General features: G+C 63.1%; 23 protein-coding genes, 2 tRNA genes and 1 other RNA gene. 17 read left to right on the plus strand and 9 right to left on the minus strand.

Going from position 1 to position 25,073, the window contains the following annotated elements:
• Positions 1-20: 20 nt before the first annotated feature.
• Together A9K68_RS00265 and ffs are read right to left on the minus strand one after the other, a co-directional pair.
• The gene (locus A9K68_RS00265; RefSeq protein WP_065005912.1) at positions 21-1,844 is read right to left on the minus strand and encodes a DNA polymerase III subunit gamma/tau; all 1,824 of its coding nucleotides are present in this window, start codon (positions 1,842-1,844) and stop codon (positions 21-23) included.
• 105 nt (positions 1,845-1,949) lie between these two features.
• Positions 1,950-2,046, minus strand: an RNA gene (gene ffs / locus A9K68_RS00270) — signal recognition particle sRNA small type.
• A gap of 249 nt (positions 2,047-2,295) precedes the next feature.
• Here ffs and A9K68_RS00275 point away from each other — a divergent pair.
• From A9K68_RS00275 to A9K68_RS00285, 3 genes are read left to right on the plus strand one after another with little or no spacing between them, the layout of a single operon-like run.
• Positions 2,296-2,715: an HIT family protein gene (locus tag A9K68_RS00275; RefSeq protein ID WP_029356985.1), complete on the plus strand. Its 420-nt coding sequence runs from the start codon at positions 2,296-2,298 to the stop codon at positions 2,713-2,715.
• Positions 2,716-2,751: 36 nt separating this feature from the next.
• Positions 2,752-3,693, plus strand: coding sequence for an NAD(+) diphosphatase (nudC, locus tag A9K68_RS00280; RefSeq protein WP_065005913.1), 942 nt, complete (start codon positions 2,752-2,754; stop codon positions 3,691-3,693).
• A 17-nt stretch (positions 3,694-3,710) separates the two neighbouring features.
• Positions 3,711-4,004 carry a Dabb family protein gene (locus A9K68_RS00285; protein ID WP_065005914.1) on the plus strand — a complete coding sequence of 98 codons (294 nt, stop codon included), beginning with the start codon at positions 3,711-3,713 and terminating at the stop codon, positions 4,002-4,004.
• A gap of 40 nt (positions 4,005-4,044) precedes the next feature.
• On the opposite strand, the gene A9K68_RS00290 is transcribed toward A9K68_RS00285, so the two are convergent.
• From A9K68_RS00290 to A9K68_RS00305, 4 genes are all read right to left on the minus strand, one after another.
• A complete protein-coding gene (locus A9K68_RS00290; protein ID WP_065005915.1) occupies positions 4,045-4,698 on the minus strand; it encodes a glutathione S-transferase family protein in 654 nt (217 codons plus the stop codon).
• 146 nt (positions 4,699-4,844) lie between these two features.
• On the minus strand, positions 4,845-5,648 hold the full coding sequence (locus A9K68_RS00295; RefSeq protein ID WP_065005916.1) for an alpha/beta hydrolase: 804 nt from the start codon (positions 5,646-5,648) through the stop codon (positions 4,845-4,847).
• Positions 5,649-5,712: 64 nt separating this feature from the next.
• A complete protein-coding gene (locus A9K68_RS00300) occupies positions 5,713-6,576 on the minus strand; it encodes a prephenate dehydratase (protein ID WP_065005917.1) in 864 nt (287 codons plus the stop codon).
• Positions 6,577-6,596: 20 nt separating this feature from the next.
• Positions 6,597-7,325, minus strand: coding sequence for a 3-deoxy-manno-octulosonate cytidylyltransferase (locus tag A9K68_RS00305; protein WP_065005918.1), 729 nt, complete (start codon positions 7,323-7,325; stop codon positions 6,597-6,599).
• 193 nt (positions 7,326-7,518) lie between these two features.
• Here A9K68_RS00305 and A9K68_RS00310 point away from each other — a divergent pair, with 193 nt between their 5' ends.
• The 7 genes from A9K68_RS00310 (at position 7,519) to A9K68_RS00340 (ending at position 17,011) form a co-directional block, all read left to right on the plus strand.
• Entirely contained in the window at positions 7,519-8,223 is a 705-nt protein-coding gene (locus A9K68_RS00310; RefSeq protein ID WP_065005919.1) for a cytochrome c family protein, read from the plus strand.
• Between the two features lie 157 nt (positions 8,224-8,380).
• Positions 8,381-10,261 (plus strand): extracellular solute-binding protein, encoded by a 1,881-nt coding sequence (locus A9K68_RS00315; protein ID WP_065005920.1) that lies wholly within the window; start codon positions 8,381-8,383, stop codon positions 10,259-10,261.
• Positions 10,261-12,147 (plus strand): extracellular solute-binding protein, encoded by a 1,887-nt coding sequence (locus tag A9K68_RS00320; protein WP_065005921.1) that lies wholly within the window; start codon positions 10,261-10,263, stop codon positions 12,145-12,147. Before A9K68_RS00315 ends, A9K68_RS00320 begins: the two co-directional genes overlap by 1 nt.
• Positions 12,148-12,177: 30 nt before the next feature.
• A complete protein-coding gene (locus A9K68_RS00325) occupies positions 12,178-13,272 on the plus strand; it encodes a microcin C ABC transporter permease YejB (protein WP_065005922.1) in 1,095 nt (364 codons plus the stop codon).
• A complete protein-coding gene (locus tag A9K68_RS00330) occupies positions 13,272-14,411 on the plus strand; it encodes an ABC transporter permease (RefSeq protein ID WP_065005923.1) in 1,140 nt (379 codons plus the stop codon). Before A9K68_RS00325 ends, A9K68_RS00330 begins: the two co-directional genes overlap by 1 nt.
• Positions 14,408-16,039, plus strand: coding sequence for an ABC transporter ATP-binding protein (locus tag A9K68_RS00335; protein WP_065005924.1), 1,632 nt, complete (start codon positions 14,408-14,410; stop codon positions 16,037-16,039). The genes A9K68_RS00330 and A9K68_RS00335 overlap by 4 nt, the downstream gene beginning before the upstream one ends.
• Positions 16,040-16,069: 30 nt before the next feature.
• Positions 16,070-17,011, plus strand: coding sequence for a glyoxylate/hydroxypyruvate reductase A (locus A9K68_RS00340; RefSeq protein ID WP_065005925.1), 942 nt, complete (start codon positions 16,070-16,072; stop codon positions 17,009-17,011).
• Here the strand turns inward: A9K68_RS00340 and A9K68_RS00345 are convergent.
• Positions 17,008-17,340, minus strand: coding sequence for a hypothetical protein (locus A9K68_RS00345; RefSeq protein WP_065005926.1), 333 nt, complete (start codon positions 17,338-17,340; stop codon positions 17,008-17,010). The genes A9K68_RS00340 and A9K68_RS00345 overlap by 4 nt on opposite strands.
• 217 nt (positions 17,341-17,557) lie before the next feature.
• Here A9K68_RS00345 and A9K68_RS00350 point away from each other — a divergent pair, with 217 nt between their 5' ends.
• Complete coding sequence (locus A9K68_RS00350) at positions 17,558-18,568, plus strand: ligase-associated DNA damage response exonuclease (RefSeq protein ID WP_065005927.1); 1,011 nt, start codon at positions 17,558-17,560, stop codon at positions 18,566-18,568.
• 51 nt (positions 18,569-18,619) lie between these two features.
• Positions 18,620-20,221 (plus strand): cisplatin damage response ATP-dependent DNA ligase, encoded by a 1,602-nt coding sequence (locus tag A9K68_RS00355; RefSeq protein ID WP_065005928.1) that lies wholly within the window; start codon positions 18,620-18,622, stop codon positions 20,219-20,221.
• A gap of 3 nt (positions 20,222-20,224) precedes the next feature.
• On the opposite strand, the gene A9K68_RS00360 is transcribed toward A9K68_RS00355, so the two are convergent.
• Positions 20,225-21,433 (minus strand): hypothetical protein, encoded by a 1,209-nt coding sequence (locus A9K68_RS00360; protein WP_065005929.1) that lies wholly within the window; start codon positions 21,431-21,433, stop codon positions 20,225-20,227.
• Between the two features lie 342 nt (positions 21,434-21,775).
• Here A9K68_RS00360 and A9K68_RS00365 point away from each other — a divergent pair.
• Positions 21,776-21,851 (plus strand) — tRNA-Thr (locus A9K68_RS00365).
• Between the two features lie 62 nt (positions 21,852-21,913).
• Here A9K68_RS00365 and A9K68_RS00370 read toward each other — a convergent pair.
• Entirely contained in the window at positions 21,914-23,041 is a 1,128-nt protein-coding gene (locus A9K68_RS00370; RefSeq protein ID WP_065005930.1) for a PQQ-dependent sugar dehydrogenase, read from the minus strand.
• 305 nt (positions 23,042-23,346) lie between these two features.
• Between A9K68_RS00370 and A9K68_RS00375 the strand changes: the two genes are divergently transcribed.
• From A9K68_RS00375 to A9K68_RS00390, 4 genes are all read left to right on the plus strand, one after another.
• On the plus strand, positions 23,347-23,772 hold the full coding sequence (locus A9K68_RS00375) for a globin family protein (RefSeq protein WP_065005931.1): 426 nt from the start codon (positions 23,347-23,349) through the stop codon (positions 23,770-23,772).
• A gap of 66 nt (positions 23,773-23,838) precedes the next feature.
• On the plus strand, positions 23,839-24,165 hold the full coding sequence (locus tag A9K68_RS00380) for a hypothetical protein (protein ID WP_029357011.1): 327 nt from the start codon (positions 23,839-23,841) through the stop codon (positions 24,163-24,165).
• A 186-nt stretch (positions 24,166-24,351) separates the two neighbouring features.
• Complete coding sequence (locus A9K68_RS00385) at positions 24,352-24,660, plus strand: DUF2380 domain-containing protein (RefSeq protein ID WP_246811389.1); 309 nt, start codon at positions 24,352-24,354, stop codon at positions 24,658-24,660.
• A 151-nt stretch (positions 24,661-24,811) separates the two neighbouring features.
• Positions 24,812-24,887: transfer RNA gene (locus A9K68_RS00390), tRNA-Thr, on the plus strand.
• Positions 24,888-25,073: the final 186 nt, after the last annotated feature.

The following is a 25,073-nucleotide window of genomic DNA, read 5'->3' on the forward strand; positions in this document are numbered from 1 at the left end:
TTGGTCCTCTACGATTGATATCAGGTTTCGTCTTCGTCTGTCGCCGGCTCGATCGGAACCTCTGCCTCCACCGCATCGGCTTCCGGTGCGTCGGGAATGCGCACGTCGATGATCTTGGCGCCGGGAAAACGCGCTAGGATGGCGGCGACGGTCGGGTCGCTCTTGGCGTCGAGGAGGGCGCTTTCGCGTTTGGTCGATTCCATCTCGGCCAGCGTCTGGCCACCCTCTTCCTTCGACAGCGACACCAGCCAGCTGCGGCCGGTCCAGGCGCGCAATTTGGCGGTCAGATCGTTGAGCAGCATCTTCGGCGCATCATCGGTCAGGCTGACGTCGATGCGGCCGGGCTCGATGCGCACCAGGCGCACGCAGCGCTTCACCAGCACCTTGAAGGCCATGTCGCGCTGGGCATCGGCAAGCGCGACGATGTCGGCCAGCGATTTCACCGGCACCGGCGGCGCATCCGCAACCGGCTCCGGAACGAAGGCTGCAGGCATCGGCGCGGGTTCGACCAGCCGCATGGTGTGCGCGCCGCCATTGGCCGTCGGCATCCGCGTCTGCGCCACAGCGCTGGCGCCGCCATTTCCGGGACTTGCTGGGCCGGGATTTGCGACGACAGAGCTTGCGGGCGCACTATTCGAGCGTGGCGCGCCGTTGGGCACCGACGCTCCGCTCTCCAGCGATTTCAGCGCCTCGTCCAGTGTCGGCAGGTCGGCGGCATGCGCCAGCCGGATCAGCACCATTTCGGCGGCACTGACCGGCCGGTTGGAGGACTGCACCTCGGGAATGCCTTTCAACAGCATTTGCCAGGTCCGCGACAGCACCCTGACTGACAGCGCCTTGGCGAAATCGGCGCCGCGCCGGCGCTCGTCTTCCGACAGCGACGCGTCCTCAAGGGCCGTCGGCACGAAGCGCAAACGGGTGACGAGGTGGTTGAACTCGGCCAAGTCGGTCAGCACCGCGGCCGGATCGGCGCCGGTATCGTACTGGTTGCGGAACTCGGCCAGTGCGGACGCCACATCGCCTTTCATGACATGTTCGAACAGGTCGACGATGCGGGCGCGGTCGGCGAGCCCGAGCATGGCGCGTACCGCTTCGGCGCTGACAGCGCCGCTGCCATGGGCGATCGCCTGGTCGAGAATGGACAGCGAATCGCGCGCCGATCCTTCGGCCGCACGGGCGATCATCGCCAGTGCGTCGTCGTCGACCGCAATGCCTTCTTTGCCGGCGATCGAGGACAGATGCGCGACCAGCGTGCCGGCATCGATACGCCTGAGGTCGAAGCGCTGGCAACGCGACAGAACGGTGATCGGAACTTTTCTGATTTCGGTGGTGGCGAAGATGAATTTGACGTGCGGCGGCGGCTCTTCCAGCGTCTTCAGCAGGCCGTTGAAGGCCTGGGTCGAGAGCATGTGCACTTCGTCGATGATGTAGACCTTGTAGCGCGCCGACACCGGGGCGTAACGCACGCGCTCGATGATGTCTCTGATGTCGTCGATGCCGGTATGCGAAGCGGCGTCCATCTCGATGACGTCGACATGGCGGCCTTCCATAATCGCTTGGCAATGCTCGCCCAGCACGGCAAGGTCGACCGAAGGCTGGTCGACGGTGGCGGTCTTGTAGTTGAGCGCCCGCGCCAGAATGCGCGCTGTCGTCGTCTTGCCGACACCACGCACACCGGTCAGCATCCAGGCCTGGGCGATGCGGCCGGTGGCGAAAGCATTGGTGAGGGTGCGAACCATCGGCTCCTGGCCGATCAGTTCGGAAAAATTAGCAGGACGGTATTTGCGCGCCAGAACGCGATAGGCGACTGCCTTTTCCGTTCCCGAATTTCCGGCATCGCTCATTCGCCCGTAAAGCTCCAAGGGCCGCGCCTGCAGGCGGCCGATTCCTGCGCATAGTTTCGCCCGCAGGGCTTGGCGCCGTCAATGTCGCGGGAGAAAGGCGAAGAGGTGGGAGGCTGGAACAATGACCCGTTCCGGGCTCGTTAGGGCTGCTTCCTTCCGGACCTGACCCGGTTGGCGAGTGGACCGTCCACCACCAACCTCCCGCTTCCATATCGGCAATCCGGCGATGAAATGCAAGGGCGCAGGATTCAATCAGCCGGGAGTGGCGCCGAATGCTGAAACAGAAAACCCGCCTCGGGGCGGGTCATTGGCGCAAAGCAGCACCATGGCCGAACCACTAGCATAACTGCCGTCACAAAGCAACGATTCGCTTGCCGCCTCTTGCGGGCCACCGGCAGCCGCTTTAGCGTTCGAAAGTCTAAAAAACACGACAAAAGTGAAGGAAACGCCGATGTTGCCGGGCCTCAAGGCCGGATTTACGCTGGATGCTCGTCTGGAGGCGGACAGCGAGCAATTGATGTGGCTCGGCCTATGCGAGCTGCGGGTGATGAACGACCGCCGCTGGCCGTGGCTGCTTCTGGTGCCGCAGCGACCGGGCGTGGAGGAAATCCACGATTTGACGCCGCTCGACCAGGCGATGCTGACCTTCGAGACCAATATGGTGGCGCAGGCGCTGAAGAGGGTGAGCGGCTGCACCAAGATCAACAGCGGCGCCCTCGGCAACGTCGTGCGCCAGTTGCATGTCCATGTCGTCGCCCGCTCGGAAGGCGATCCCGGCTGGCCGGGCCCGGTGTGGGGGCACGGCATGCGCGAGCCCTACCAGCGCTCGGACCTTCGCCGGTTTGCGCAACAGATAAAGGCGGCGCTATAAGCCTGTCCCGTGTCCATCCTGAATCTTGAGTCTCCCATGAGCATCCGCCTGTTTGACGCGCCCTTGCGCGAGCCGAGCCAGTTCGTTGGCTTCGCCGGCAATGTGATCGACCGGCAATCGGAAAACCGCGCCGACGATTCCGTCGAAAAGGCGCTCGCCGATCCCTCGGTCAGGCTTTTGCTGATGCATGGCGGGCGCCTCTACCTGAAGCTTAGGGATGGCGGCTTCGACCCCTGGTTCGGCGCCGAGGAAAGCCAGCCGCTCCAGGTGTCGCGCGACCATGGCGTCCTGCTCGGTTTTTCCGACAGCGGTCCGGTGCTCGCCGTGCCGGCCGGCATCGACCCCGAACAACTGCCGGAGACGATCAAGGCCATCGACTATCGCTCGGTTTATATGCAGGGGCTGATCGACGAGGCGGCGGCCGGCGCGATGGCGCAAGGAGCAGCATTGCTCGCCTGGCATGCCAGCCACCGCTTCTGCAGCAAATGCGGCGCTGAAGCCGAAATGCGGGCCGGCGGCTACAAGCGGCTTTGCCCGGCCTGCGCCACCGAGCATTTTCCGCGCACCGACCCGGTGGCGATCATGCTGACCGCGACGCCCGAAAAATGCCTGCTTGGCCGCGGCCGGCATTTCGCACCGGGCATGTATTCGGCGCTCGCCGGCTTCATCGAACCCGGCGAGACGATCGAGGCGGCGGTGCGCCGTGAAACGTTGGAGGAAGCCGGCATCAGACTTGGCCGCGTCGTCTACCATGCCAGCCAGCCCTGGCCGTTTCCCTATTCGCTGATGATCGGCTGCTTCGGGGAACCGCTCAACGACGACATCCAGGCCGACCTCAACGAGCTGGAAGACTGCCGCTGGTTCTTTCGCGACGAGGTATTCTCGATGCTGGCCCGCGAGCATCCGGGCGGCCTGATCACGCCGCCGAAGGGGGCGATCGCCTATAATCTCATCCGCGCCTGGGCAGACAGCGCGTAAAACTCACAGGGGGACAAATGATCCGTCACACAGTGGTGTTCAGGCTGAAGCACAAGGACAGCTCGGCCGAGGAGGCAAAATTCCTCGTCGACGCGAAAATACTGGCGGCGATACCGGGCGTCGAAAAGTTCGAGCAGCTGCGTCAGGTCAGCCCGAAGAACGATTTTCGTTTCGGCTTCTCGATGGAGTTCGCCGACCAAGCCGCCTATTCCCGCTACAACGACCATCCCGACCACGTCGCCTTCGTCCGCGACCGCTGGATCCCAGAGATCGAGGCGTTTTTGGAGATCGACTACGCGCCGCTGAGCTAGCATCAATCATTCGAGCAAGTTCGACCGAGAGCAGCCCTCATCAGCCGGTCGGTGACTTGCCAGTGAAAACCGCCAGTTGAGCGGCGAAAGCACGCTTGTAGGCCGGCCGGGCTTCGCCGCGGGCGACATAGGCGAAGAGGTTCGGATATTCGTGCAGTATACCCGACCCGCTCAACCTTAGCAGCACGTGCACCATCATCAGGTCCCCCGCGCTGAACGCACCATCGAGCCAGTCGGCATCGCCCAAGCGACCGGAAAGTTCGCCCAGCCGGTCACGGATGCGATTCTCGACCATAGGCAGGCGCTGTTCGTGCCAGGTCTCGTCGCGCTCCAGGAGCACGGCGGTTTGGCGTTCAAGGATCGGCGGCTCCACCGTGTTGAGCGCGGCAAACATCCATGAGATCGCGCGCGCCCGCGCATTCCCATCCTCTGGCAGCAGGCCACCATGGCGCTCGGCGATATGGAACACGATCGCCCCCGACTCGAACAGGGCGAGATCGCCTTCCTCATAGGTCGGAATCTGCCCGAACGGATGGAGCGCTCGATGCGCGGGTTCGTTCATCGCCTTGAACGAAACAAGACGAACCTTGTAGGGCTGGTTCACTTCTTCAAGCGCCCAGCGAACACGCATGTCGCGCGCCAGTCCCCTGCCGCGATCCGGCGACTGCTCAAAGGCGGTGATGGTTGGGGTCATTGGAAGGCTCCGGATGATTGCATGACGCGATCGTGCGTGACGTCGTCGATTGAGATCAGTTTCCTCATCTCGTCGCGTCCCTTCTTCGATTGAGGCAACCAAAGGACGAATGTCGAGCCGGAATTCCGACATCTGGGAACTGCTCGTCAATCGCGCGTGACCGCTGCAACGGAGGCGCGTAGCGCTCCGGCGAAATCGGGATGGCCATAGAGGTCGTTGTGGCCAGCCGCTATGGCGATGTGGCTGCGCAGATCACGGGCAGCCTCGCGCAGAGGTGCCGAGCGTGCGGCAGGAACGATGGTGTCGTTTTCGGCGGTGATTACGGCCGTGGGCACATCGAGGTCGCGCAGAGATCCTGCCGCCTCCATGCGGTGCCGCAGCAAGAGGCGAACCGGAAGCCAGGGATAGTGGTGAGCGGCGAGTTCTCTCAGCGAATCGAAGGGCGTAACCATCACTATGCCGCGCAATGGCCGGGCCGTCGCCAGATCGACCGCAACCGCAGCGCCGACGCTAAGGCCGATGGCGACGACGCCGGCTTTGGCATCGGTGGCCAGGTGGTCGTGGGCGCGTCGGGCGTCCTCGAATAGGGCGGCGGCCGACGGGCTTCCGCTGCTCGGCGCATATCCGCGGTAGTGCAGCGCAGTGACTTGATGTTCGGGAAATAGCTGGTGCAGCATAAGGGCAAGTGCATCGGCATTCCAGGCATTGCCGGCGAATCCCAGCAGGAGCGGGCGCGGCGCGGCCGGCGTCTGCCTTGCCGGCAGGCGCACCAGAACGACGCGCTCGCCGTCCTCCGTCGCCAGCTCGACATGGCGTGCCCCGGCCGGCAGATCGGGTCCGAACGCCGCAAGGCCGGCCGGAAAGATCAGCCAGGACTGAAGCACATACACGACGGCGACAAAAACCGCATACAATCCAGCGACTGCGAGTGCCAGTTTCAGGAGCCACATCGCAGGAATGTCGCCCGGCGCTCGTCACCTGGCAAGGCGCTACGTCAGGACGCCGCAGGGGGAGCTAATCCGCCACCTTCCATTGCTCGCGCGATTCGCTGGCCGGGTAGACGCCAAGGATCCGCATTTCGCGCGAGAAGAAGGCAAGCTCGTCGAGTGCCAGCTTGACCAAAGGATCGTCCGGATGGCCCTCGATATCGGCATAGAACAGGGTCGCGGTGAATGCGCCGAGCTGGTAGCTCTCTAGCTTGGTCATGTTGATGCCGTTGGTGGCAAAGCCGCCCATCGCCTTGTAGAGCGCGGCCGGCACGTTGCGGACGCGGAAGATGAACGTCGTCATCATCCTGGCTTCGGCGGAAGGGCGTTGTGCCCACTGCCTGTTCTTGGTCAGCACGACGAAACGGGTGACGTTGCTGTCGGTGTCCTCGACATTCTCCTCGATGATGTCGAGCCCGTAGAGCGTCGCGGCCAAGGCCGGCGCCAGCGCCGCCATGGTGCGGTCTTTCAGCCCGGCGACGAGCTTGGCGGCGCCCGCCGTGTCGCCGGCGACCACCGGCTTCCAGCCGTTTTTGCGGATGTATTTGCGGCACTGGCCGAGCGCATGGATGTGGCTGTGCACGGTCTTGATCTCGTCGCGCCTGACGCCCGGCAAGACCATCAGCTGGAAATGGATCGGCAGGAAATATTCGCCGACGATGTGCAGCTTCGATTCCGGCAGGAGGTGGTGGATGTCGGCGACGCGCCCGGCAATCGTGTTCTCGATCGGGATCATGGCGAGGTCGGCCTTGCCGGTCTCGACCGCATTGAAGGCATCCTCGAAGGTCGGACACGGCAACGGCTCCATATCAGGGAACATGTTGCGGCAGGCAGTGTCGGAATTGGCGCCCGGCTCGCCCTGGAAGGCTATTCTGTTGGTTTTTTCAGGCATTCTCAGGTTGACCGGATGTCTCAGGTTGAAAGAAGGGTTCTGGCGCGTTCGAGATCGTCCGGCGTGTCGACGCCGAACGGCGCCGACTGCACAATCTCGGCGTCGATGCGCATGCCGGCCTCCAGCGCCCGCAACTGCTCGAGCTTCTCGCGCCGTTCCAAGGGCGATGGCTTCAGCGCGACGAAGCGTTCGAGCGCTGAGCGGCGATAGGCATAGAGGCCGATGTGGTGATAGAGCGGCCCCTCGCCCCAGGGTGCCGTGGCGCGGGTGAAATAGAGCGCCCGCAGCCGTGTCTCCGACAGCGGCGAGCCGACGATCTTGACGACATTCGGGTTGGTCTTTTCCTCGTCGCGGACGATCTCGATACCGAGCGTGGCGATGTCGACCGTCGCATCCGCGAAAGGCCTCAGCGCGGCATTTATGATGTCGGGATCGATGGTCGGCAGGTCGCCTTGCACATTGACGATCGTTTCGACCTTACGCCCGGGATCCAGCGTGGCCAGCGCCTCGAAGATGCGGTCGGAGCCCGATTCGTGGCCGACGCGCGTCATCACCGCCTCGAAACCGTGCTCGCGCACCGCTTCGGCCACGCTTTCGGTATCGGTGGCGACCACCACCCGGCCGAGCCCGGCTTCGGCAGCGCGACGGGCGACATGGACGATCATCGGGACGCCGGCGATTTCGGCAAGCGGCTTGCCCGGCAGGCGGGTCGAGGCCATGCGGGCCGGGATGAGAATGAGCGTGGACATCGGGTGATGAAGCGTCCGAAAAAGAGGAAGGGAAAAGTGGCAAAAGGTCTCACTGGAAGCGCCCTTATAGGTGTTGCAACGCCAGAGCAAAAGACCTAGTTTCCGCCCGATTTGACCGCCTTGTGGGGTGGTTCACGATTACCGACGGACGGAGTGGACGGATCGGTCCGCCGGAAAAGGGAGCCTGGGGCGTATGGACTCTTTCGAAATCAACAAGCTGATCGGCGGCCTGCTCGGAACCGTGTTCGTCGTCTTCTCGGTCGGCATTGTGTCCGACGCGCTGTTCGCCTCCCCCGCACCGGAAAAACCCGGCTTTGCCATCGAGGCGACCGAGGAGCCTGCCGAGGGCGGCCCGGCAGCCCCCGCTTCAGAGGCCAAGCCGATCGCCGACCTCCTGGCCAACGCCAATGTCGAGGCGGGTGCCGCCGTGTTCAAGAAGTGCCAGGCCTGTCACTCCGGCGAGAAGGGCGGGCCGAACAAGGTCGGCCCCGATCTCTGGGACCTCATCGACCGTCCCGTCGCCGAGCATGGAGGCTTCGCCTATTCGGCCGGCATGAAGGATTTTTCCAAGGGCGGCGCCGAGAAGTGGACCTATGACAACCTCAATCACTTTCTCCTCTCGCCGAAGAAGCTCGTGAAGGGCACGGCGATGGGCTTCGCCGGCCTGCCGAAGGACGAGGACCGCGCCAACGTCATCGCCTATCTGCGCACGCTGTCGGACAGTCCAAAGCCGCTGCCGGCCCCCGGCGCTTCGGCCGAGAATGCCGCCGCGCCCGCCGAAGGCGCGGCGCCGGCCAAACCGGCAAAAAGTGCGGCACCGGCCAAACCCGCAGAGGGTGCAGCGCCGGCCGCACCTGCGCCGGCCCCAGCTGCTCCGCCACCAGCGCCGGCGCAATAACGCAATTGTAATCGTACATTCCTTGAAAAAGCCGGGTTCAGCCCGGCTTTTCAATGGGAAAAGCGCATGTGCGGCGACAAAGGCGACCTGTCGCGGTTTTCATGATCGTCAAATGAACTAGATTGTCGGCTGACAGCTATCGCGCAGAGGAGAAGGCATGACGGTTGGCCGAACGTTTCTCAGATCGACGCTGGTTGTGGCGGCTTTCGCCGGCGGCCTGCAAGCAGCCTTCGCGGACGAATGGCGCACTACCTCGTCGCTGATCGGCGAATCCAAATACGGCAACAACTTCCAGCGCTACGACTACGTCAATCCGGACGCGCCGAAGGGCGGCACCCTAAATTCGGTGGTGCTCGGCACGTTCGACAGCTTCAATCCCTATATCGTCCAGGGTTCCTTCGCCGCCGGCTTCGTCCCGTTCGGCGGCGGCCTGCTCTATGACACGCTGATGGAGCAGGCGACCGACGAAGGCAGCGTCAGCCATCCGCTGGTCTCCGACGCCTACAAACATCCGGACGACTATTCCTCAGCGACCTACCGTCTCGATCCGCGGGCCAAGTGGCACGACGGCAAGCCGATCACCACCGACGACGTGATCTGGTCGTTTCAGGTGCTGAAGGCCAACAGCCCGATGTACAGCCGCTATTTCGAGAACGTAACCGATGCCGTCGCGATCTCGGACCGCGAGGTCGAGTTCCATTTCGACCAGAAGGGAAATCGGGAGCTGCCGAAGATCCTCGGCGATTTGGTGGTGCTGCCGAAGCACTGGTGGGAAGGCACCGACGCCAACGGCAAGAAGCGCGATATCACCAGGTCGACGCAGGAGCCGCCGCTCGGCTCGGCCGCCTACAAGATCGCCAGCTTCAAGCCTGGCACTGAGATCGTCTGGCAGCGCGTGCCGGACTACTGGGGTGCCAAGCTGCCGGTGAAGATCGGGCGAGAGAATTTCGACAGGCAGCGTTTCAGCTACTTTCTCGACGACAATGCCTCTTGGCAGGCCTTCACCAAGGGCGGCTTTGAGGATTTTCGCGTTGAGTCACGGGCCCAGAGATGGGCAGTCGAGTACACCTTTCCCGCCATCAAAGCGGGGGACGTCATAAAAGCGGAATATACCACAACCTCGCCGGAACCCATGCAGGCCTACGTGATGAACACGCGCCGGCCGCTCTTTCAGGACGTGCGCGTGCGCCAGGCTCTGACCTACGCCTATGATTTCGAGAGCATGAACCGCACCATCTTCTTCGGCGCCTATACGCGCACGGACAGTTATTTCGAAGGTGGCGATTTAGCCTCAGGCGGCCTGCCGCAGGGCAAGGAGCTGGAAATCCTGCAGCAATATCGCGACAAGCTGCCGCCCGAACTGTTCACCCAGGAGTTCAAGCTGCCCGTCTACACCACGCCGCAGTCGGGGCGTGAAAATCTTCGGAAGGCCTATGACCTCTTCAAGCAAGCGGGTTGGGTCAATCGCGGCGGCAAGCTCGTCAACGAAAAGACCGGCGAACCGTTCAGGATCGAGTTTCTCGGCAACGACCCCGTAGACGAACGCGTCGCCGGGCCCTTGATTGACAATCTCAGACGTCTCGGCATCGATGCCACGCTGCGCATCGTTGACGACAGCCAGTACACGAACCGGACCCGCGCCTTCGATTTTGATATGCTGGCGGTTGCCGGCTTCCAGCAATCCAATTCGCCGGGTAACGAACAGCGGGATTTCTTCAGCTCCACTGCAGCCGATACATCAGGGTCACGCAATTTGGCAGGGATCAAGAACCCGATCGTCGACGCCCTCATCGACCGAGTGATCTTTGCCACCGATCGGGACGATCTCATAGCGGCCACCCACGCACTGGACCGGGTGCTGCTCTGGAACTACTACATGATCCCACAGTGGCACTTGGGAAAAATTCGTATCGCCTACTGGAACAAATTCGGCATCCCGGAGAAGCAACCGGCTTATAGCGGCGTCGACCAGAATTCCTGGTGGATCTATCCGGACAAGGAAAAGGCGCTGGCGGCAAAATACAAGAGTGGCAATTGATGGCGGCGCTCCCCTGCCGCGCTCCTCTGGCCCGCCGCGACTTTCTGGCCCTGGGCGCCGCGGCCACGGCGGCAGCTTTGCTGCCCGGCCGGGCCTTCGCCGCCATCCCGACCGGCGTAAAGCTGCACGGCCTGTCGGCCTTCGGCGACCTCAAATATCCTCCCGATTTCACGCATTTCGATTATGTCAATCCGGACGCGCCCAAGGGCGGCACCTTCAATTTTGCCCCACCCAACTGGGGCTATAATCAAAACCCGGAGACCTTCAACACACTGAACTCCTTCACGCCAAAGGGCGATGCTCCGCCGCGCATGGGGATGTGCTTCGACACGCTGATGGTGCGAGCGCTGGACGAGGCGGACGCCGTCTACGGCCTGCTCGCCGACGGCGTGACCATTTCGGACGACCGCAACAGTTTCGAGTTTTCGCTGCGGCCCGAAGCGCGCTTCCATGACGGCACGCCTCTGACCGCGCAAGACGCCGCCTTTACTTTCAAGCTCTTGAAGGACAAGGGCCATCCAAGCCTGTCGTTGCCCTTGAAGCATCTGGACGATGCAGCCGCCGTCGATGCGCGGACGCTGCGCCTCGTGTTTTCCGGCAAACATTCTGCCCGTACGATGCTTAACGTCGTCGAGTTCCCGATCCTGTCGAAGGCCTTTTACGAAGCCAATCCTTTCGACTCCTCGCAACTGAGACCCGCGCTTGGTTCCGGTGCCTACAAGGTTGGACGCTGGTCGGCCGGGGCATGGATCGAATATGAGCGCGTGCTTGACTATTGGGGCCGCGATCTCCCGGTCAATCGCGGCCAGAACAATTTCGAACGCCTCCGCATCGAGTTTTACCAGAACCGAACGGCCGGGTTTGAAGCTTTCAAGAAAGGCGAGGTACTCTACCGGGAGGAAGCCACCTCGCGGGTCTGGGCGACGGCTTACGATTTTCCGGCGCTCACCGCCGGCAAGGTCATCAAGCGCGAATTCCCCAGCGAAAAGCTGCCCTCCATGCAGGCCACCGCCGTCAACCAGCGGCGCGAACAGTTTCGCGATGCGCAGGTGCGGCAGGCGATTGCGCTCTGCTTCGACTTCGAATGGACGCGGAGGAATTTCTTCTACGGTTCCTATGAGCGCTCGCAATCGTGCTTCGAGAAATCGGACTATCGCGCCGAAGGCATGCCGTCGCCGGAAGAGCTTGCCTTGCTGGAGCCGTTGCGCGACAAGCTGCCGGCGGAAGCCTTCGGCGAAGCGGTGGTGCAGCAGGCTTCCGACGGTTCCGGCCGCGACCGGAAATTACTTGGCCAGGCGGTGAAACTTCTCGCCGATGCCGGCTGGAAGCGTTCGGGCGACTTCGTTGTCAACGACAAGGGCAAAAAGCTTTCAGCCGAATTCATGGTCGACGACGATGTCTTCGTACAGGTCTATTCGCCCTGGGTCGCCAACATGAAGGCCGTCGGCATCGACGCGACGATCCGCCTAGTCGATTCGGCGCAGTATCAGCTGCGGCAGTCGACGTTCGATTTCGACCTGCTCTCGGCCGCTTCCAATTTTAGCGCCACGCCGACCCGCGACGATCTCGAGATCTTCTTCCACTCAAGCGCGGCGACCGTGTCCGGCTCGCGCAATTTGCCGGGCATATCAAGCCCCGCCATCGATGCGTTGATCGACGCGATCGGCGCCGCCAAGGACCGCGAAAGCCTGACTGTAGCGATGCGGGCGCTCGACCGGGCCTTGCGCGCACGCCGCGATTGGATTCCAAGTTGGTTCCTCGCGAATCACCGAGCCGCCTATTGGGACATGTTCGGCTTTCCCGAGCAGAAGCCCGATTTCGGCTTTCCGGTCGAGACGCTGTGGTGGTTTGACAAGGACAAGGCGGCAAAGATTGGCAAAGCCTGAGATTCTCGCTCAAGCAAGGCAGAGAGCCTGATGGGCGCCTATATCCTGCGCCGCATCCTGCTGATGATCCCGACCCTGTTCGGCATCATGGCGGTGTCCTTCGCCGTCATCCAGTTCGCGCCGGGCGGGCCGGTCGAGCAGGTCATCGCCAGGCTGACCAACCAGGGCGGCAGCGATCGCCTTGGCGGTGGCGGTGGCGACGCAGGCGCCAGCAATTTCGACGTGGCCGGCGACGTCGGTTCGAAATATCGCGGCGCGCAGGGGCTCGACCCCGAATTCATCGCCAAGCTGGAAAAGCAGTTCGGCTTCGACAAGCCACCGCTCGAGCGCTTCGGCATGATGCTGTGGAACTATATCCGGTTCGATTTCGGCGACAGCTATTTCCGTGACATCTCTGTGATCGATCTGATCCTGGAGAAGATGCCGGTATCGATCTCGATCGGGCTGTGGATCACGCTGCTGTCCTACCTGATCTCGATCCCGCTCGGCATCCGCAAGGCAGTCAAGGACGGCTCGGCATTCGACGTATGGACCAGCGGCGTCGTCATTGTCGGCTACGCCATTCCGGGCTTCCTGTTCGGCATCCTCCTGATGGTGCTGTTTGCCGGCGGATCCTTCTACGACTGGTTTCCGCTGCGAGGCATCACCTCCGACAATTGGGACCAGCTGTCCTGGCCGGCGCGGATCGTCGACTATCTCTGGCACATGACCTTGCCGCTGACGGCGCTGGTGCTGTCGGCCTTCGCCACCACGACGCTGCTGACCAAGAATTCGTTCCTCGAGGAAATCCGCAAGCAATATGTGGTGACCGCGCGCGCCAAGGGCCTGTCGGAACGGCAGGTTCTCTACGGACACGTCTTCCGCAACGCCATGCTGATCGTCGTTGCCGGCTTTCCCGGCGCCTTCATCTCGGCCTTCTTCACCGGCTCGCTGCTGATCGAGAACATCTTTTCACTCGACGGCCTTGGCCTGCTCGGTTTCAGGTCGGTGGTCGAGCGCGACTACCCGGTGGTGTTCGCCAATCTCTACATCTTCTCGCTGCTTGGCCTGATCGTCGGGCTCCTGTCCGACCTGATCTATACCTGGGTCGACCCGCGCATCGACTTCGAGCGGAGAGACGTCTGATGGCCGGGGCCGCAGCCGAAACGGCGCCGGACCGGATTGCCGGGCCCTGGCTGTCGCCGCTCAACCAGCGGCGCCTGCAGAACTTTAGGGCCAACCGGCGCGGCTATTGGTCGTTATGGATCTTTCTCGTGCTTTTCGTGCTGTCGCTGTTTTCCGAATGGATCGCAAACGACAAGCCGGTCCTCGTTTCCTACAAGGGCGAGATCCTGTTTCCGGTCCTGGTCGCTTATCCCGAGGAGAAGTTCGGCGGCTTTTATGCGGTCACCGACTATCGTGACCCGGTCATCCAGGACGAGATCAATGCCCATGGCTGGATGATCTGGCCGCCGGTCCGCTATTCCTACCGGACCGTCAACAACGCGATCCCAGAGGCGGCGCCCACCAAGCCGTCCTGGCTCTATGACGTCAAGACACGCTGCAATCAGTATCCGCAAGGTACCGCCGACCCCAATTGCGCCGTCGGCAACTGGAACTGGCTGGGCACCGACGACCAGGCCCGCGACGTGCTGGCGCGCGTTATTTACGGATTCAGGGTCTCGGTGCTGTTCGGCCTGATCCTCACCGCCGGCTCGGCGCTGATCGGCGTGACGGCCGGGGCATTGCAGGGCTATTTCGGCGGCTGGACCGACCTTCTGTTCCAGCGCTTCATAGAGATCTGGTCGGCGATCCCGGTGCTCTATCTCTTGCTGATCGTCGCCGCCATCCTGCCGCCCGGCTTCTTCATCCTGCTTGGGCTGATGCTGCTGTTCTCCTGGGTGGCGCTGGTCGGCGTGGTGCGGGCCGAGTTCCTGCGCGCCCGCAACTTCGAATATGTCAACGCCGCCCGCGCGCTCGGCGTACCCAATGGCACCATCATGTTCCGGCATCTGTTGCCAAACGCCATGGTGGCGACGCTGACCTTCCTGCCCTTTCTGCTCAGCGGCTCGATCTCGACGCTGACCTCGCTCGACTACCTTGGCTTCGGCCTGCCGCCCGGCTCGGCGTCGCTGGGCGAGCTCCTGAAGCAGGCGCAGCGCAACCTCAACGCGCCATGGCTGGGCATTTCCGGCTTCGTCGTCATCTCGCTGATGCTGTCGCTGCTGGTCTTCGTCGGCGAAGCGACCCGCGACGCCTTCGATCCGCGCAAGACGTTCAGATGAGCGAAGCCCCCCTCCTCTCCGTGCGCGATCTCAGCGTAGCCTTCGCTCAGGAAGGCCGCCAATCGATGGCCGTCGACCACATCTCCTTCGACATCGCCAAGGGCGAGACGGTGGCGCTGGTCGGCGAATCCGGCTCCGGCAAGTCGGTCTCGGCGCTGTCGGTGCTGAAGCTGCTGCCTTATCCGGCTGCCAGCCATCCATCGGGAAAGATCCTGTTCCAGGGCGCCGACCTGCTCGCCACCGACGAGAAGGCATTGCGCCGCGTGCGCGGCAACAAGATCACCATGATCTTCCAGGAGCCGATGACCTCGCTCAATCCGCTGCACACGATCGAGCAGCAGATCATCGAGGTGCTGGCGCTGCACCAGGGCCTGGGCGACCGCCAAGCCAAGGCGCGCACCCTGGAGCTGCTCAACGAGGTCGGTATCCGCGAGCCGGAGAAGCGGCTCGACGCCTATCCGCACCAGCTTTCCGGCGGCCAGCGCCAGCGCGTCATGATCGCCATGGCACTGGCCAACGAACCGGAACTGCTGATCGCCGACGAACCGACGACGGCACTCGACGTCACCGTGCAAGCGCAGATCCTCGAACTGCTTGCGGAGCTGAAGAGCCGCAAGGGCATGTCGATGCTGTTCATCACCCACGATCTCGGCATCGTCAGAAAGATCGCCGACCGGGTCTGCGTTATGACCAAAGGCAAGATCGTCGAAACCGGGCCGACGAAGGAAATCTTCGCCTATCCGCAGCACAGCTATACGCGGCATCTGCTGGCCGCCGAACCGAAGGGCAAACCGCCCGCCGCCAACGCTGCCGCCAAGCCTGTGATGACGGGCCAGGACATAAAAGTCTGGTTTCCGATCAAGAAGGGCTTTTTCCGGCGCACCGTCGACAATGTGAAGGCGGTGGACGGCATCGACGTCACCGTGCGCGCCGGCCAGACGCTCGGCGTCGTCGGCGAATCCGGCTCTGGCAAGACGACGCTCGGCCTGGCGCTGGCCAGGATGATCTCGTCGACCGGGACCATTCGGTTCAACGGGCGCGATATCAACGAACTGTCATTCAACGCCATGCGGCCGCTGCGGCGCGAGCTGCAGATCGTCTTCCAGGATCCGTTCGGGTCGTTGAGCCCGCGCATGTCGGTCTCCGAGATCATCGAGGAAGGGCTGAAGATCCACGAGCCGAAGCTGTCGCACGATGAGCGCGACAAGCGCATCGTCGATGTGCTCGGGGAAGTCGGGCTCGACCCCGCCACGCGCAATCGCTATCCGCACGAGTTTTCCGGCGGCCAGCGCCAGCGCATCGCCATCGCCCGCGCCATGGTGCTCAACCCGCGCTTCGTCATGCTGGACGAGCCGACCTCGGCGCTCGACATGAGCGTGCAGGCGCAGGTGGTCGATCTTTTGCGCAGCCTGCAGGCGAAGCACGACCTCGCCTATCTGTTCATCAGCCACGACCTGAAGGTCATCCGCGCGCTTGCCAACGACGTCATCGTCATGCGCAATGGCAGGATCGTCGAAACCGGCCCATCCGAACAGATTTTCGAACGGCCGCAGACCGACTATACCAAGGCGCTGATCTCGGCCGCATTCAGGATCGAAACGGCGCCGGTCGGCACCGTCAGCGAGTAGCCTGTACCGCATAAGGAAATAGAATCCGCAATGGAAAAAGGCCGTATCCTGCTTGCCCTCACCGGTATCCATCCAGGCCGTTGGCGCGAACTCTTGTCGGCGGAACGCGAGGTGGTGCTCGAGCCGGACGGCGCCAGCGATCCCTCGATCACCTATGCGGTGGTGTGGAAGCAGCGGCCCAACCTTCTGTCGTCGCTGCCCAATCTGCGCGCTGTCTTTTCGATCGGCGCCGGCGTCGACCACATCTTCGCCGATCCCACTTTGCCCGACGTGCCGATCGTCAAGGTCGTGGCCGACAACCTGACCCAGTACATGACCGAATACGTCGTCTGGCGGGTGCTCGATCACCATCGCCAGGGCATGCTCTACCGGTCGCAGCAGCAAAAGAAGATCTGGCACGAGCCGCCGCAGCGGCCGGCCGGCGACATCTCCGTCGGCATCATGGGGCTCGGCACGCTTGGCCACGCAGCGGCGTCGGGGCTTTTGTCGCTCGGCTTTGCGGTCAATGGCTGGTCGCGCAGCGAGCGGCCGATGGAAGGCGTTTCGACCTATGCCGGCGAGGCAGGGTTGATCCCGTTCCTCAACGCTACCGACATTCTGATGGTGCTTTTGCCGCTCACGCCGCAGACGCAAGGCATCATCAATTACGGCGTGCTGAAGGAGCTGAGGAAACGCAACGGCCTCGGCGGCTCCGTGCTGATCAATGCCGGGCGCGGCCGCCTGCAGAAGGATGCCGACATCGTGCGCGCGCTGGACGACGGCACGCTGAAGGAAGCGAGTCTCGACGTGTTCGAGGTCGAGCCGTTGCCGAAGACCAGCCGGCTGTGGAACCACCCGAAAGTGTTCGTGACGCCGCACGCGGCGGCGACATCCGATCCCGTGCATCTGGTGCCGATCATGTTGCGCCAGATGGCCGCCTTCGAGCGCGGCGAAAAGCTCGAGAACGTGGTGGATCGCGACGCGGGGTATTAACCCGGCTTGCCACATTCGCGGCGGGCGATCGACCGGTTCATGGCATCGATCCGGCCGCTCGCCTGTTCGACCTCTCGCTGGGCCTTGGAACGGGCGTCCGGCGTGAACGGGCCGAGGCCCACCCCGGGATCGGAGAAGGACGGCTTGGCATCCTGTGGAAGACGGTATTGCTGTGCCAGCCGGTTGCGTTGCGCCAGCAATTGATTGCAGGGCACGCTATCATATTGCAGCGAGGACTGGACATTCGCGTCCTGTCGCTCGGCAATCGAGGTGCCGACGCAACCGGCCATTGCCAGGCAAGGTGCCAAGACCACCAAGTTCCAGCGCATGCAAGGTCCTCCGTGTCGGTGTCCTGCCCTTTCGGGCATGTGAATCCAGGCTTTTTCACAGCCGCCGCCAGGTATGGCGCAGATGAACGAAAAGCGTCGCCGGACGAGGCCTGATGCAGTTTCGTGATGGAGATCCCGCCGACAGTTGCCTGTAAGCCGAGTCAGCAGTCACTTGCAACAGGCTTCCCGCGCCGGAATTAGCAACTATCTTGGAGCCATGCGCGCCAGTGACCTGCTTCATCCCCGGCCCGAGGGTCTCTACTGCCCACCCGGCGATTTCTTCATCGACCCGGTGCGGCCGGTCAACCGGGCGCTGATCACGCACGGCCATTCCGACCATGCCCGTTCAGGCCACCGCTCGGTGCTGGCCACACAACAGACGCTTGACATTATGGGGCTGCGCTACGGCGAGCACTTTGCCGGGACGACGCAAGCGGCAGCACTTGGCGAGGCGATTGCGCTGAACGGCGTCACCGTAACCTTCCATCCGGCCGGCCATGTGCTGGGCTCGGCGCAGATCGAGGTCGTGCATCAGGGCTCATGCATCGTCGCTTCGGGCGACTACAAGCGCCATAGGGACGCGACTTGCGAGCCGTTCGAACCGGTCAAGTGCGACGTGTTCATCACGGAGGCGACTTTCGGCCTGCCGGTGTTCCGTCACCCGCCCGATACCGAAGAGATCGCCCGCCTGCTGAAATCGACGGCGCAGTTTCCCGAACGCGCGCATCTGGTCGGCGCCTATGCGCTCGGCAAGGCGCAGCGCGTCATGCGGTTGCTGCGCGACGCCGGCTACGACAAGCCAATCTACATCCACGGCGCGCTGGCCAAGCTCAGCGACTACTATCAGCGCCAGGGCATCGACCTCGGGACGCTGGAGCCGGCGACCGTCGAAAGCGGTGGCAAGGACGCCTTCACTGGGGCCATCGTCGTTGGCCCGCCCTCGGCCTTCGCCGACCGCTGGGCGCGACGCTTTCCCGATCCGATCTCGTGCTTTGCGTCCGGCTGGATGCGCATCCGCCAGCGCGCCAAGCAGGGCGGCGTCGAACTGCCGCTGATCATTTCCGACCACGCCGACTGGGACGAGCTGACCGCCACGATCAGGGAGACCGGCGCCGGAGAAATCTGGGTGACGCATGGCCGCGAGGAGGCCCTGGTGCGCTGGTGCGAACTCGAAGGCATCGCCGCGCGGCCGCTGCATCTCGTCGGCTACGAGGATGAGGGCGATTGAGCTGATGGAAGGAACAATCGTCAACGCAGCGCTGACGCGGTTCTCACCGCCATGAATCGCTTCGCCGAACTCCTCGATCGCCTTGTCCTGACTCCGTCGCGTAACGGCAAGCTGACGCTGCTGAGCGATTATTTCCGCAGCGTCGAGGATCCGGATCGCGGCCTGGCGCTGGCTGCCATCACCGGCGACCTGACCATCGCGGCGGTCAAGCCGGCTATGCTTCGCATGCTGGTGATGGAGCGCATGGATCCGGTGCTGTTCGGCTATTCCTACGATTATGTCGGCGACCTGGCAGAGACCGTGTCGCTGGTCTGGCCGCAATCGCCCGCAGATATCGCCAACCATGAGCCGACGCTCGCCGAGGTCGTCGCAAAGCTGCAGGCGGCGAGCCGTTCCGACGGGCCGAAGGTGCTGGCCAGACTGCTCGACAGCGCCAGCATCTCGGCGCGCTTCGCCATCATCAAGCTGGTCACCGGCGGCCTGCGCATCGGCGTCTCGGCGCGGCTGGCCAAGCAGGCGCTGGCCGATCTCGGCAAGGTCGACATCGCCGAGATCGAAGAACTCTGGCATGGGCTGACGCCGCCCTATACCGAGCTGTTCGCCTGGCTGGAAGGCAAGGCAGAAAAACCCAGAAAGACGGCTCTGGCGCTGTTCCGGCCGGTGATGCTGTCGAACCCGATCGGTGACGGCGATCTCGAAAAGCTCGACCCGGCCGACTACGCCGCCGAATGGAAATGGGACGGCATCCGCGTCCAGGCCGTATCGGAAGGCGGCATTCGCCGGCTCTATTCGCGCACCGGCGACGACGTCTCCGGGGCCTTTCCGGACCTCGCAGAGGCGATGGATTTTTCCGCCACCCTCGACGGCGAGCTTCTGGTCGGCGATCCCCTGCAGGCGACCGGTACGTTCTCGGACCTGCAGCAGCGGCTGAACCGCAAGAGCGTGACACCGAAGATCCAGCAGCAATACCCGGCCTTCATGCGCTGCTACGACGTGCTTCAGATCGGCGACGAGGACTTGCGCGCGTGCTCTTTCCGCGAGCGGCGCGGCCGCCTCGAAGCCTTCGTGCAGACGCTCGATCCGAGCCGCTTCGATCTTTCGCCGCTGGTCGAATTCACCGACTGGCAGGCGTTGGAGGAATTGCGCCGCAAGCCGCTGCATCCGGTCATCGAAGGCGTAATGCTGAAGCGCTGGGATTCGCCCTATCTCACCGGCCGGCCCAAAGGTCCATGGTTCAAATGGAAGCGCGATCCGCACACGGTCGACGCCGTGCTGATGTATGCCCAGCGCGGCCACGGCAAGCGTTCGAGCTTCTATTCCGATTACACGTTTGGCGTGTGGTCCGGCCCGGAAGGATCGGAGGAACTGGTGCCGGTGGGGAAAGCCTATTTCGGCTTCACCGACGAGGAACTGAGGCAGATCGACAAATATGTCCGCGACAACACGATCGAGCGCTTTGGCCCGGTCCGCTCGGTACGGGCCGACCGCAGACAAGGTCTCGTGCTGGAGGTGGCGTTCGAAGGGCTCAACCGCTCGACACGGCACAAATCCGGCGTCGCCATGCGCTTTCCGCGCATTTCACGGCTGCGCTGGGACAAGCCGGCGGCCGAAGCCGATCGCATCGAGACGCTGCAGGCGCTGCTCGATACCTGAGGATCACGGAACAATCGAGACGCGGATCTCGTAGATGTCGACCGACTTGCCCTGTTTGTCGAAGTCGGAGTTGATGGCGATGGTGCCGGCAGCACCCGGACGCTTGTCGGGAAACCGCACGTCGAACAGATATTCGTTGCGCTCGTGGCCGACCGCGTAGCGCTTGCGGCCGCAGTCGCCGAGTTCGCCGAAGTTGCAGTCGACGGAGATCTGAGTGTCCTTGCCCTCCTCGGAGCGGGCGATGATGTCGAACGTGGCGTGCTTGCCGGCGAGTTTTTCCAGCACGCCTTGCCCGACGTCGAAGCTGATCGCCGAACCGGAGGCGCCCGACCGGATGCGCAGGAAGGAACCGCTGTCGTCCTGCATGACTTCGGCCTTGGCATCCGAAGGCGCACTGACAAGCGCCGGGTCGCTCGGTGAAAACACATTGATCCAGTCGCGCGCCGTCTCGCCGGAGTCCAGCGGCGAGGCGGTGTCGCTTGGCGGCGTGAAATCATCGTCTTCCACCGTCGGAGGCGTCTGCGGCGGGGCCGTGTCGAGTTCAGCCGCCGACTTGAAGACGCCGGTCTGGGCAGCGAAATAGAGGCCGATGCCGACAGCTGCGAGCAGCGTCACGCCGAGGAAGATTGCGGTGAGAGGCAGGCGGGGGCCTCTCGCCCGCCTGTCGTCGCGGTCGGGCATCACCTCTGCGTCGTCGTCTCCGGTCGATGGAGGGGACGACAAGTCGATCTCCGGCGCACCGGAAAAGGCCGCTTCCGGCATGATATCGGGAACGACCGGCAAGACGCGCGAGCGCGGCGCGTCGGCAGCAGGGGGCGCGTCGGATGCAGGAGGCTCCGCCGGACCGTCGACAACGACGTCAGGCGGCGGCGCGGGTTCGGCGTCGGCTTCGGCATCCGGTTCAACCTCGACATCGGCCTCAACTTCTGCTGCGCTATCAGCCGGCTGCTCCACCGCCGATGCTGCAGCGTCATCATCGGTCTGTGGGCCGACGCCGGCAACCGCCGGCAGGAATTCGGATTCGATTTCGGTGATCTTGGCCTGCACCGCCTTGCGGCGCTTGATAGCGAGTTCCACCGTCACGCCCGGGTTGGCCTGCAGGGCACGGTCAAGTGCGGCGAAGGCCGATCGATAGACCCGCTCGCGAAACGCGCGGTCTTCGGCATTGCCTTTCTCGAAGGCATTCCGGATCGCTTTTTCGATCGCGTCCAAGCTGGATCCCTCTGCACCTACGGCCACATGTCATGATCGTTAGCCGCAGGCGATCAATCAATCAACGGGCCAGCGGCCGCATTCTGTCTTCGTGACGCATCCAAAGCCGATTTCGGCGGTTTTCGGTAAAGGAATCAACATTTTTCGCCGATTTCCCGATGCAGCGCCAACGCGACATCGCGCAACCTGCCAGTGTGGCTTCGCGCAACCGCGCGGCGGGATCGGTGCGGAAGCCCCGCTTATGCGCCCGGCATGAGCCCACACGAATTGCCAAGTCCCATCTTGAATTTATGGTGGGTTGCGTCTATCACCCAGCGCATCTTGGAGGCCTCGGCTTCCCGGGCCGCTTTAGCTCAGTTGGTAGAGCACATCATTCGTAATGATGGGGTCAGGTGTTCGAGTCACCTAAGCGGCACCATATTTCATTTTTCAAGGCGCTTTGCGCTTCTTTCCATCGGAAGTCTGTCGCGCCGCGTGGGCTCACTGCGACGCTGCCGGCGCCAGTCGCAATATCCTTCCCGCTGGCTCGTCGGTCAACGCCATTACCGCGCCGTCGGGAGCCTGCACCACGTCTCGGATACGCCTGCCGAGAGCGAGGACTTCCTCGCCGGCGACCTGCTTTCCGTCGATCCTGACACGAACGATGCCTTCCGCCGAAAGTCCGCCAATCAGGAGGTCGCCTCGCCAATCGGCAAACATGTCGCCGGTGTAGAAGGTCATGCCGGAAGGCGAGATGACCGGCGTCCAGCTATGGATGGAGTCGGCAAACTCCGGCCGGGTCGAAGGATCGGGGATGCGTTCGCCCGAATAATGCCGGCCCCAGCTGACCGCAGGCCAGCCGTGATTCCTACCCGCTTGCGGAATGTTCAGCTCATCGCCGCCGCGCGGTCCCATTTCCGCCGTCCAGAGCACGCGGGTTTCGGGATGGATCGCTGCGCTTTGCACATTGCGATGCCCGTAGGACCATATCTCATCGGCGCCGTCCTTGCCGACGAAAGGATTGTCGTCAGGCACAGAACCATCGGGATTGATGCGGACGACCGTGCCGAGATGATTGTTCGCGTCCTGCGCCTGTTGCGCCTTGCCGCGATCGCCGAGCGTGACGAAGAGCTTGCCGTCCGGCGCGAATACCAGGCGGGATCCGTAGTGGTGCCGGCTGGACACGGCTGGTTCCTGCCGGAAGATCACTTCGAAGTTCGAAAGCGCGCTGCCGTTCTTATCCAGCCGTCCACGGCCGACGGAGGTGGCCGCGCCGCCGCCGCGTTCCTCCGAGTAGGAGAGATAAACCGTCCGGTTGTTGGCAAAGTCCGGATCGAGCGCCACATCCAGCAGACCGCCTTGTCCGCTGGCGAGGACGTCCGGCACACCGTCGATCGGATCGGAAACGGCCCCCTCGGCCGAGACGAGCCGCAGGCGCCCCGGACGCTCGGTGACCAGCATTGCGCCGTCGGGCAGGTAGGTCGCGCCCCAGGGATGTTCGAGCCCTTCGGCAAAGGTCTCGACCGCAATGCGGCCGGTCTCGCTCTCGATGCTGCCGTCCTGCGCGAGCGTGGTCGAGGGCGCACCGAAGGCAAGAAGAAAAGACGAAGCAATGAATATCCGCAGCATGATTTCTCCATCCGAACGGGGGCATAGGGGAGGAGCCACCGGCTCCCCGATATAATGACCGACTGCCGATGCAGTTCCAAGCTGGCGCGCGCGCCTAGGTTTTCAACTATGACCAGGTCCGGATCGAGCGAGATGAGCACGGGGCCTGTGGCACCCTCAGTACGATCTACCTAAAAAGAAGCCAAATGAGCGCGAACTGAAAAACCATCGAGACACAACTGAAACACATCGGCGCGCAGGCGACATGCACGCGAAACGCTCTGGGGCGATGGTCACCCCAAGCCAGGAACGCAGGAGCGTCGCCGATGACACCCGACCAGATCAGACTTGTTCAGGACAGTTTTCGCGAGGTCGTCCCGATTAGCGTGGCCGCCGCCGCGCTGTTCTATGACCGCCTGTTCGCGATCGACGCGGACCTTCGCGCGCTGTTTCCGGTGAGAGACATGACCAAGCAAGGCGCCAAGCTGATGGCGAGCCTGGGCTTCGTCGTGCACGGATTGGACCGTGCCGACACCATCCTCCCGACGGTGCGCGTGCTCGCCAAGCGTCACGAGACCTACGGCGTCGAGGAGCGTCATTACCCGATCGTCGGGCAAGCGCTCATCGAGACGCTGGCAGTCGGCCTCGGTCCGGCTTTTACACCGGCTGTCCGCGACACTTGGGAGGCAGCCTACGGGTTGCTCGCGAATGTGATGATCGCGGCTGCCCGCGAGGATCAGCTCGCAGCGTGATTTTATTGGATGCAGCCGAAGGCGACCATCCAGCCGAACGGCAAATCATTAATAGAGGAGAAAACGATGTTCAGATACACAGCTCTTGCAGCGCTTTGCGTTGTGGCAGGTTCCGCTTCTGCCGGCGAACTCACGGCCCGTCAGGGTGGGAGCGTCGATCTCGGCAACTTTCACGGCGTCGTCTACTACACGGAGGCGGCTGACGGCTACCGGGTGGTCACCACGATGGCGGCGGGCGAAGAAAGTTTGCCAGTACGCTTCGTCGCGACCCTCACCGAGGGCCAGGCGTTCGTGATCTCGGTCCCGGGCGAGTTGGCAGGGGCCGGCCAGGCACTCGAAATCTCGCGCGCCCAAGGCAAGCTCGTTGTCGCCAAGGTGGAGTCCACCCAGTAACGGGCGGAAAGTTGACGTTGCGACGTAACTGGATAGCCTGCGCTTGCTTTCCGCCTCTTCTAAACAACGCGACGAGACAATCATGCAGACGATCGATTTCGACTTTTTGAGTGCGGACGATTTCTCCTGATCCTGATCGGCGCAGGTGTACTCGCGTCGACCGCTTTTGCCGATGCCGAGCCCACGATCCTCGCCGTCGCGGATTTCGAGTTCAAGGATACATCCGGCGAAGTCAGGGACCAGACCGCCGAACACGAGGCGCGACTGAAGGCATTTGGCGTTGCGTTGCAGGATGGTCTTTCGGGCAACCAGAAGATCGACCTCGTCGCACTACCCTGTCAGGCAGAGCAGTGCACCATCAAGGACCCCGGCCTTGTCGATCTCTCCAAGCGGGCAAGAACAGTCAGCGTGAAATATCTCCTGATCGGTCAGGTGCACAAGATGAGCACGCTGGTTGGCTGGGTGAATCGCAGTGCTGGATTTGAACGACAATAAACCTGTCTGCGATCGATACCTGACCTACCGCGGGGATATCGACGAAGCGTGGCGACGCGCAGCAGAGTTCACGGCGCGCGACATCGAGAAGCACTGCATTCCGTAGCGTTGCGTCTATCACCAGCGCATCTTGGATGACTTGGCTTCCCGGGCCGCTTTAGCTCCGTTGGTAGAGCACATCATTCGTAATGATGGGGTCAGGTGTTCGAGTCACGCAAGCGGCACCAAAGTTTGTCAAGAAAATCAAAGGTCTAGATCCAACCATCCGGGCGATCGAGTTGGAGACATTGCTTTCCGCTAAGCCTTTGTCTCCGCGTTGTCTCCAGAAAAATGCTGGCTACGGGATACGGATGGCGAGCAGCGGCGGCATTCCCGGCCTCGACGCTCCGCGCCAATCGGGATCAGGCTTGGGC

Source organism: Mesorhizobium sp. AA22, assembly GCF_001672375.2.
GTDB lineage: Bacteria > Pseudomonadota > Alphaproteobacteria > Rhizobiales > Rhizobiaceae > Mesorhizobium > Mesorhizobium wenxiniae.

Coding starts and splice junctions, on each gene's coding strand:
- A9K68_RS00265 (WP_065005912.1), bottom strand. CDS start 1,844: ATGAGCGATGCCGGAAATTCGGGAACGGAAAAGGCAGTCGCCTATCGC.
- A9K68_RS00275 (WP_029356985.1), top strand. CDS start 2,296: ATGTTGCCGGGCCTCAAGGCCGGATTTACGCTGGATGCTCGTCTGGAG.
- nudC (WP_065005913.1), top strand. CDS start 2,752: ATGAGCATCCGCCTGTTTGACGCGCCCTTGCGCGAGCCGAGCCAGTTC.
- A9K68_RS00285 (WP_065005914.1), top strand. CDS start 3,711: ATGATCCGTCACACAGTGGTGTTCAGGCTGAAGCACAAGGACAGCTCG.
- A9K68_RS00290 (WP_065005915.1), bottom strand. CDS start 4,698: ATGACCCCAACCATCACCGCCTTTGAGCAGTCGCCGGATCGCGGCAGG.
- A9K68_RS00295 (WP_065005916.1), bottom strand. CDS start 5,648: ATGTGGCTCCTGAAACTGGCACTCGCAGTCGCTGGATTGTATGCGGTT.
- A9K68_RS00300 (WP_065005917.1), bottom strand. CDS start 6,576: ATGCCTGAAAAAACCAACAGAATAGCCTTCCAGGGCGAGCCGGGCGCC.
- A9K68_RS00305 (WP_065005918.1), bottom strand. CDS start 7,325: ATGTCCACGCTCATTCTCATCCCGGCCCGCATGGCCTCGACCCGCCTG.
- A9K68_RS00310 (WP_065005919.1), top strand. CDS start 7,519: ATGGACTCTTTCGAAATCAACAAGCTGATCGGCGGCCTGCTCGGAACC.
- A9K68_RS00315 (WP_065005920.1), top strand. CDS start 8,381: ATGACGGTTGGCCGAACGTTTCTCAGATCGACGCTGGTTGTGGCGGCT.
- A9K68_RS00320 (WP_065005921.1), top strand. CDS start 10,261: ATGGCGGCGCTCCCCTGCCGCGCTCCTCTGGCCCGCCGCGACTTTCTG.
- A9K68_RS00325 (WP_065005922.1), top strand. CDS start 12,178: ATGGGCGCCTATATCCTGCGCCGCATCCTGCTGATGATCCCGACCCTG.
- A9K68_RS00330 (WP_065005923.1), top strand. CDS start 13,272: ATGGCCGGGGCCGCAGCCGAAACGGCGCCGGACCGGATTGCCGGGCCC.
- A9K68_RS00335 (WP_065005924.1), top strand. CDS start 14,408: ATGAGCGAAGCCCCCCTCCTCTCCGTGCGCGATCTCAGCGTAGCCTTC.
- A9K68_RS00340 (WP_065005925.1), top strand. CDS start 16,070: ATGGAAAAAGGCCGTATCCTGCTTGCCCTCACCGGTATCCATCCAGGC.
- A9K68_RS00345 (WP_065005926.1), bottom strand. CDS start 17,340: ATGCGCTGGAACTTGGTGGTCTTGGCACCTTGCCTGGCAATGGCCGGT.
- A9K68_RS00350 (WP_065005927.1), top strand. CDS start 17,558: ATGCGCGCCAGTGACCTGCTTCATCCCCGGCCCGAGGGTCTCTACTGC.
- A9K68_RS00355 (WP_065005928.1), top strand. CDS start 18,620: ATGAATCGCTTCGCCGAACTCCTCGATCGCCTTGTCCTGACTCCGTCG.
- A9K68_RS00370 (WP_065005930.1), bottom strand. CDS start 23,041: ATGCTGCGGATATTCATTGCTTCGTCTTTTCTTCTTGCCTTCGGTGCG.
- A9K68_RS00375 (WP_065005931.1), top strand. CDS start 23,347: ATGACACCCGACCAGATCAGACTTGTTCAGGACAGTTTTCGCGAGGTC.
- A9K68_RS00380 (WP_029357011.1), top strand. CDS start 23,839: ATGTTCAGATACACAGCTCTTGCAGCGCTTTGCGTTGTGGCAGGTTCC.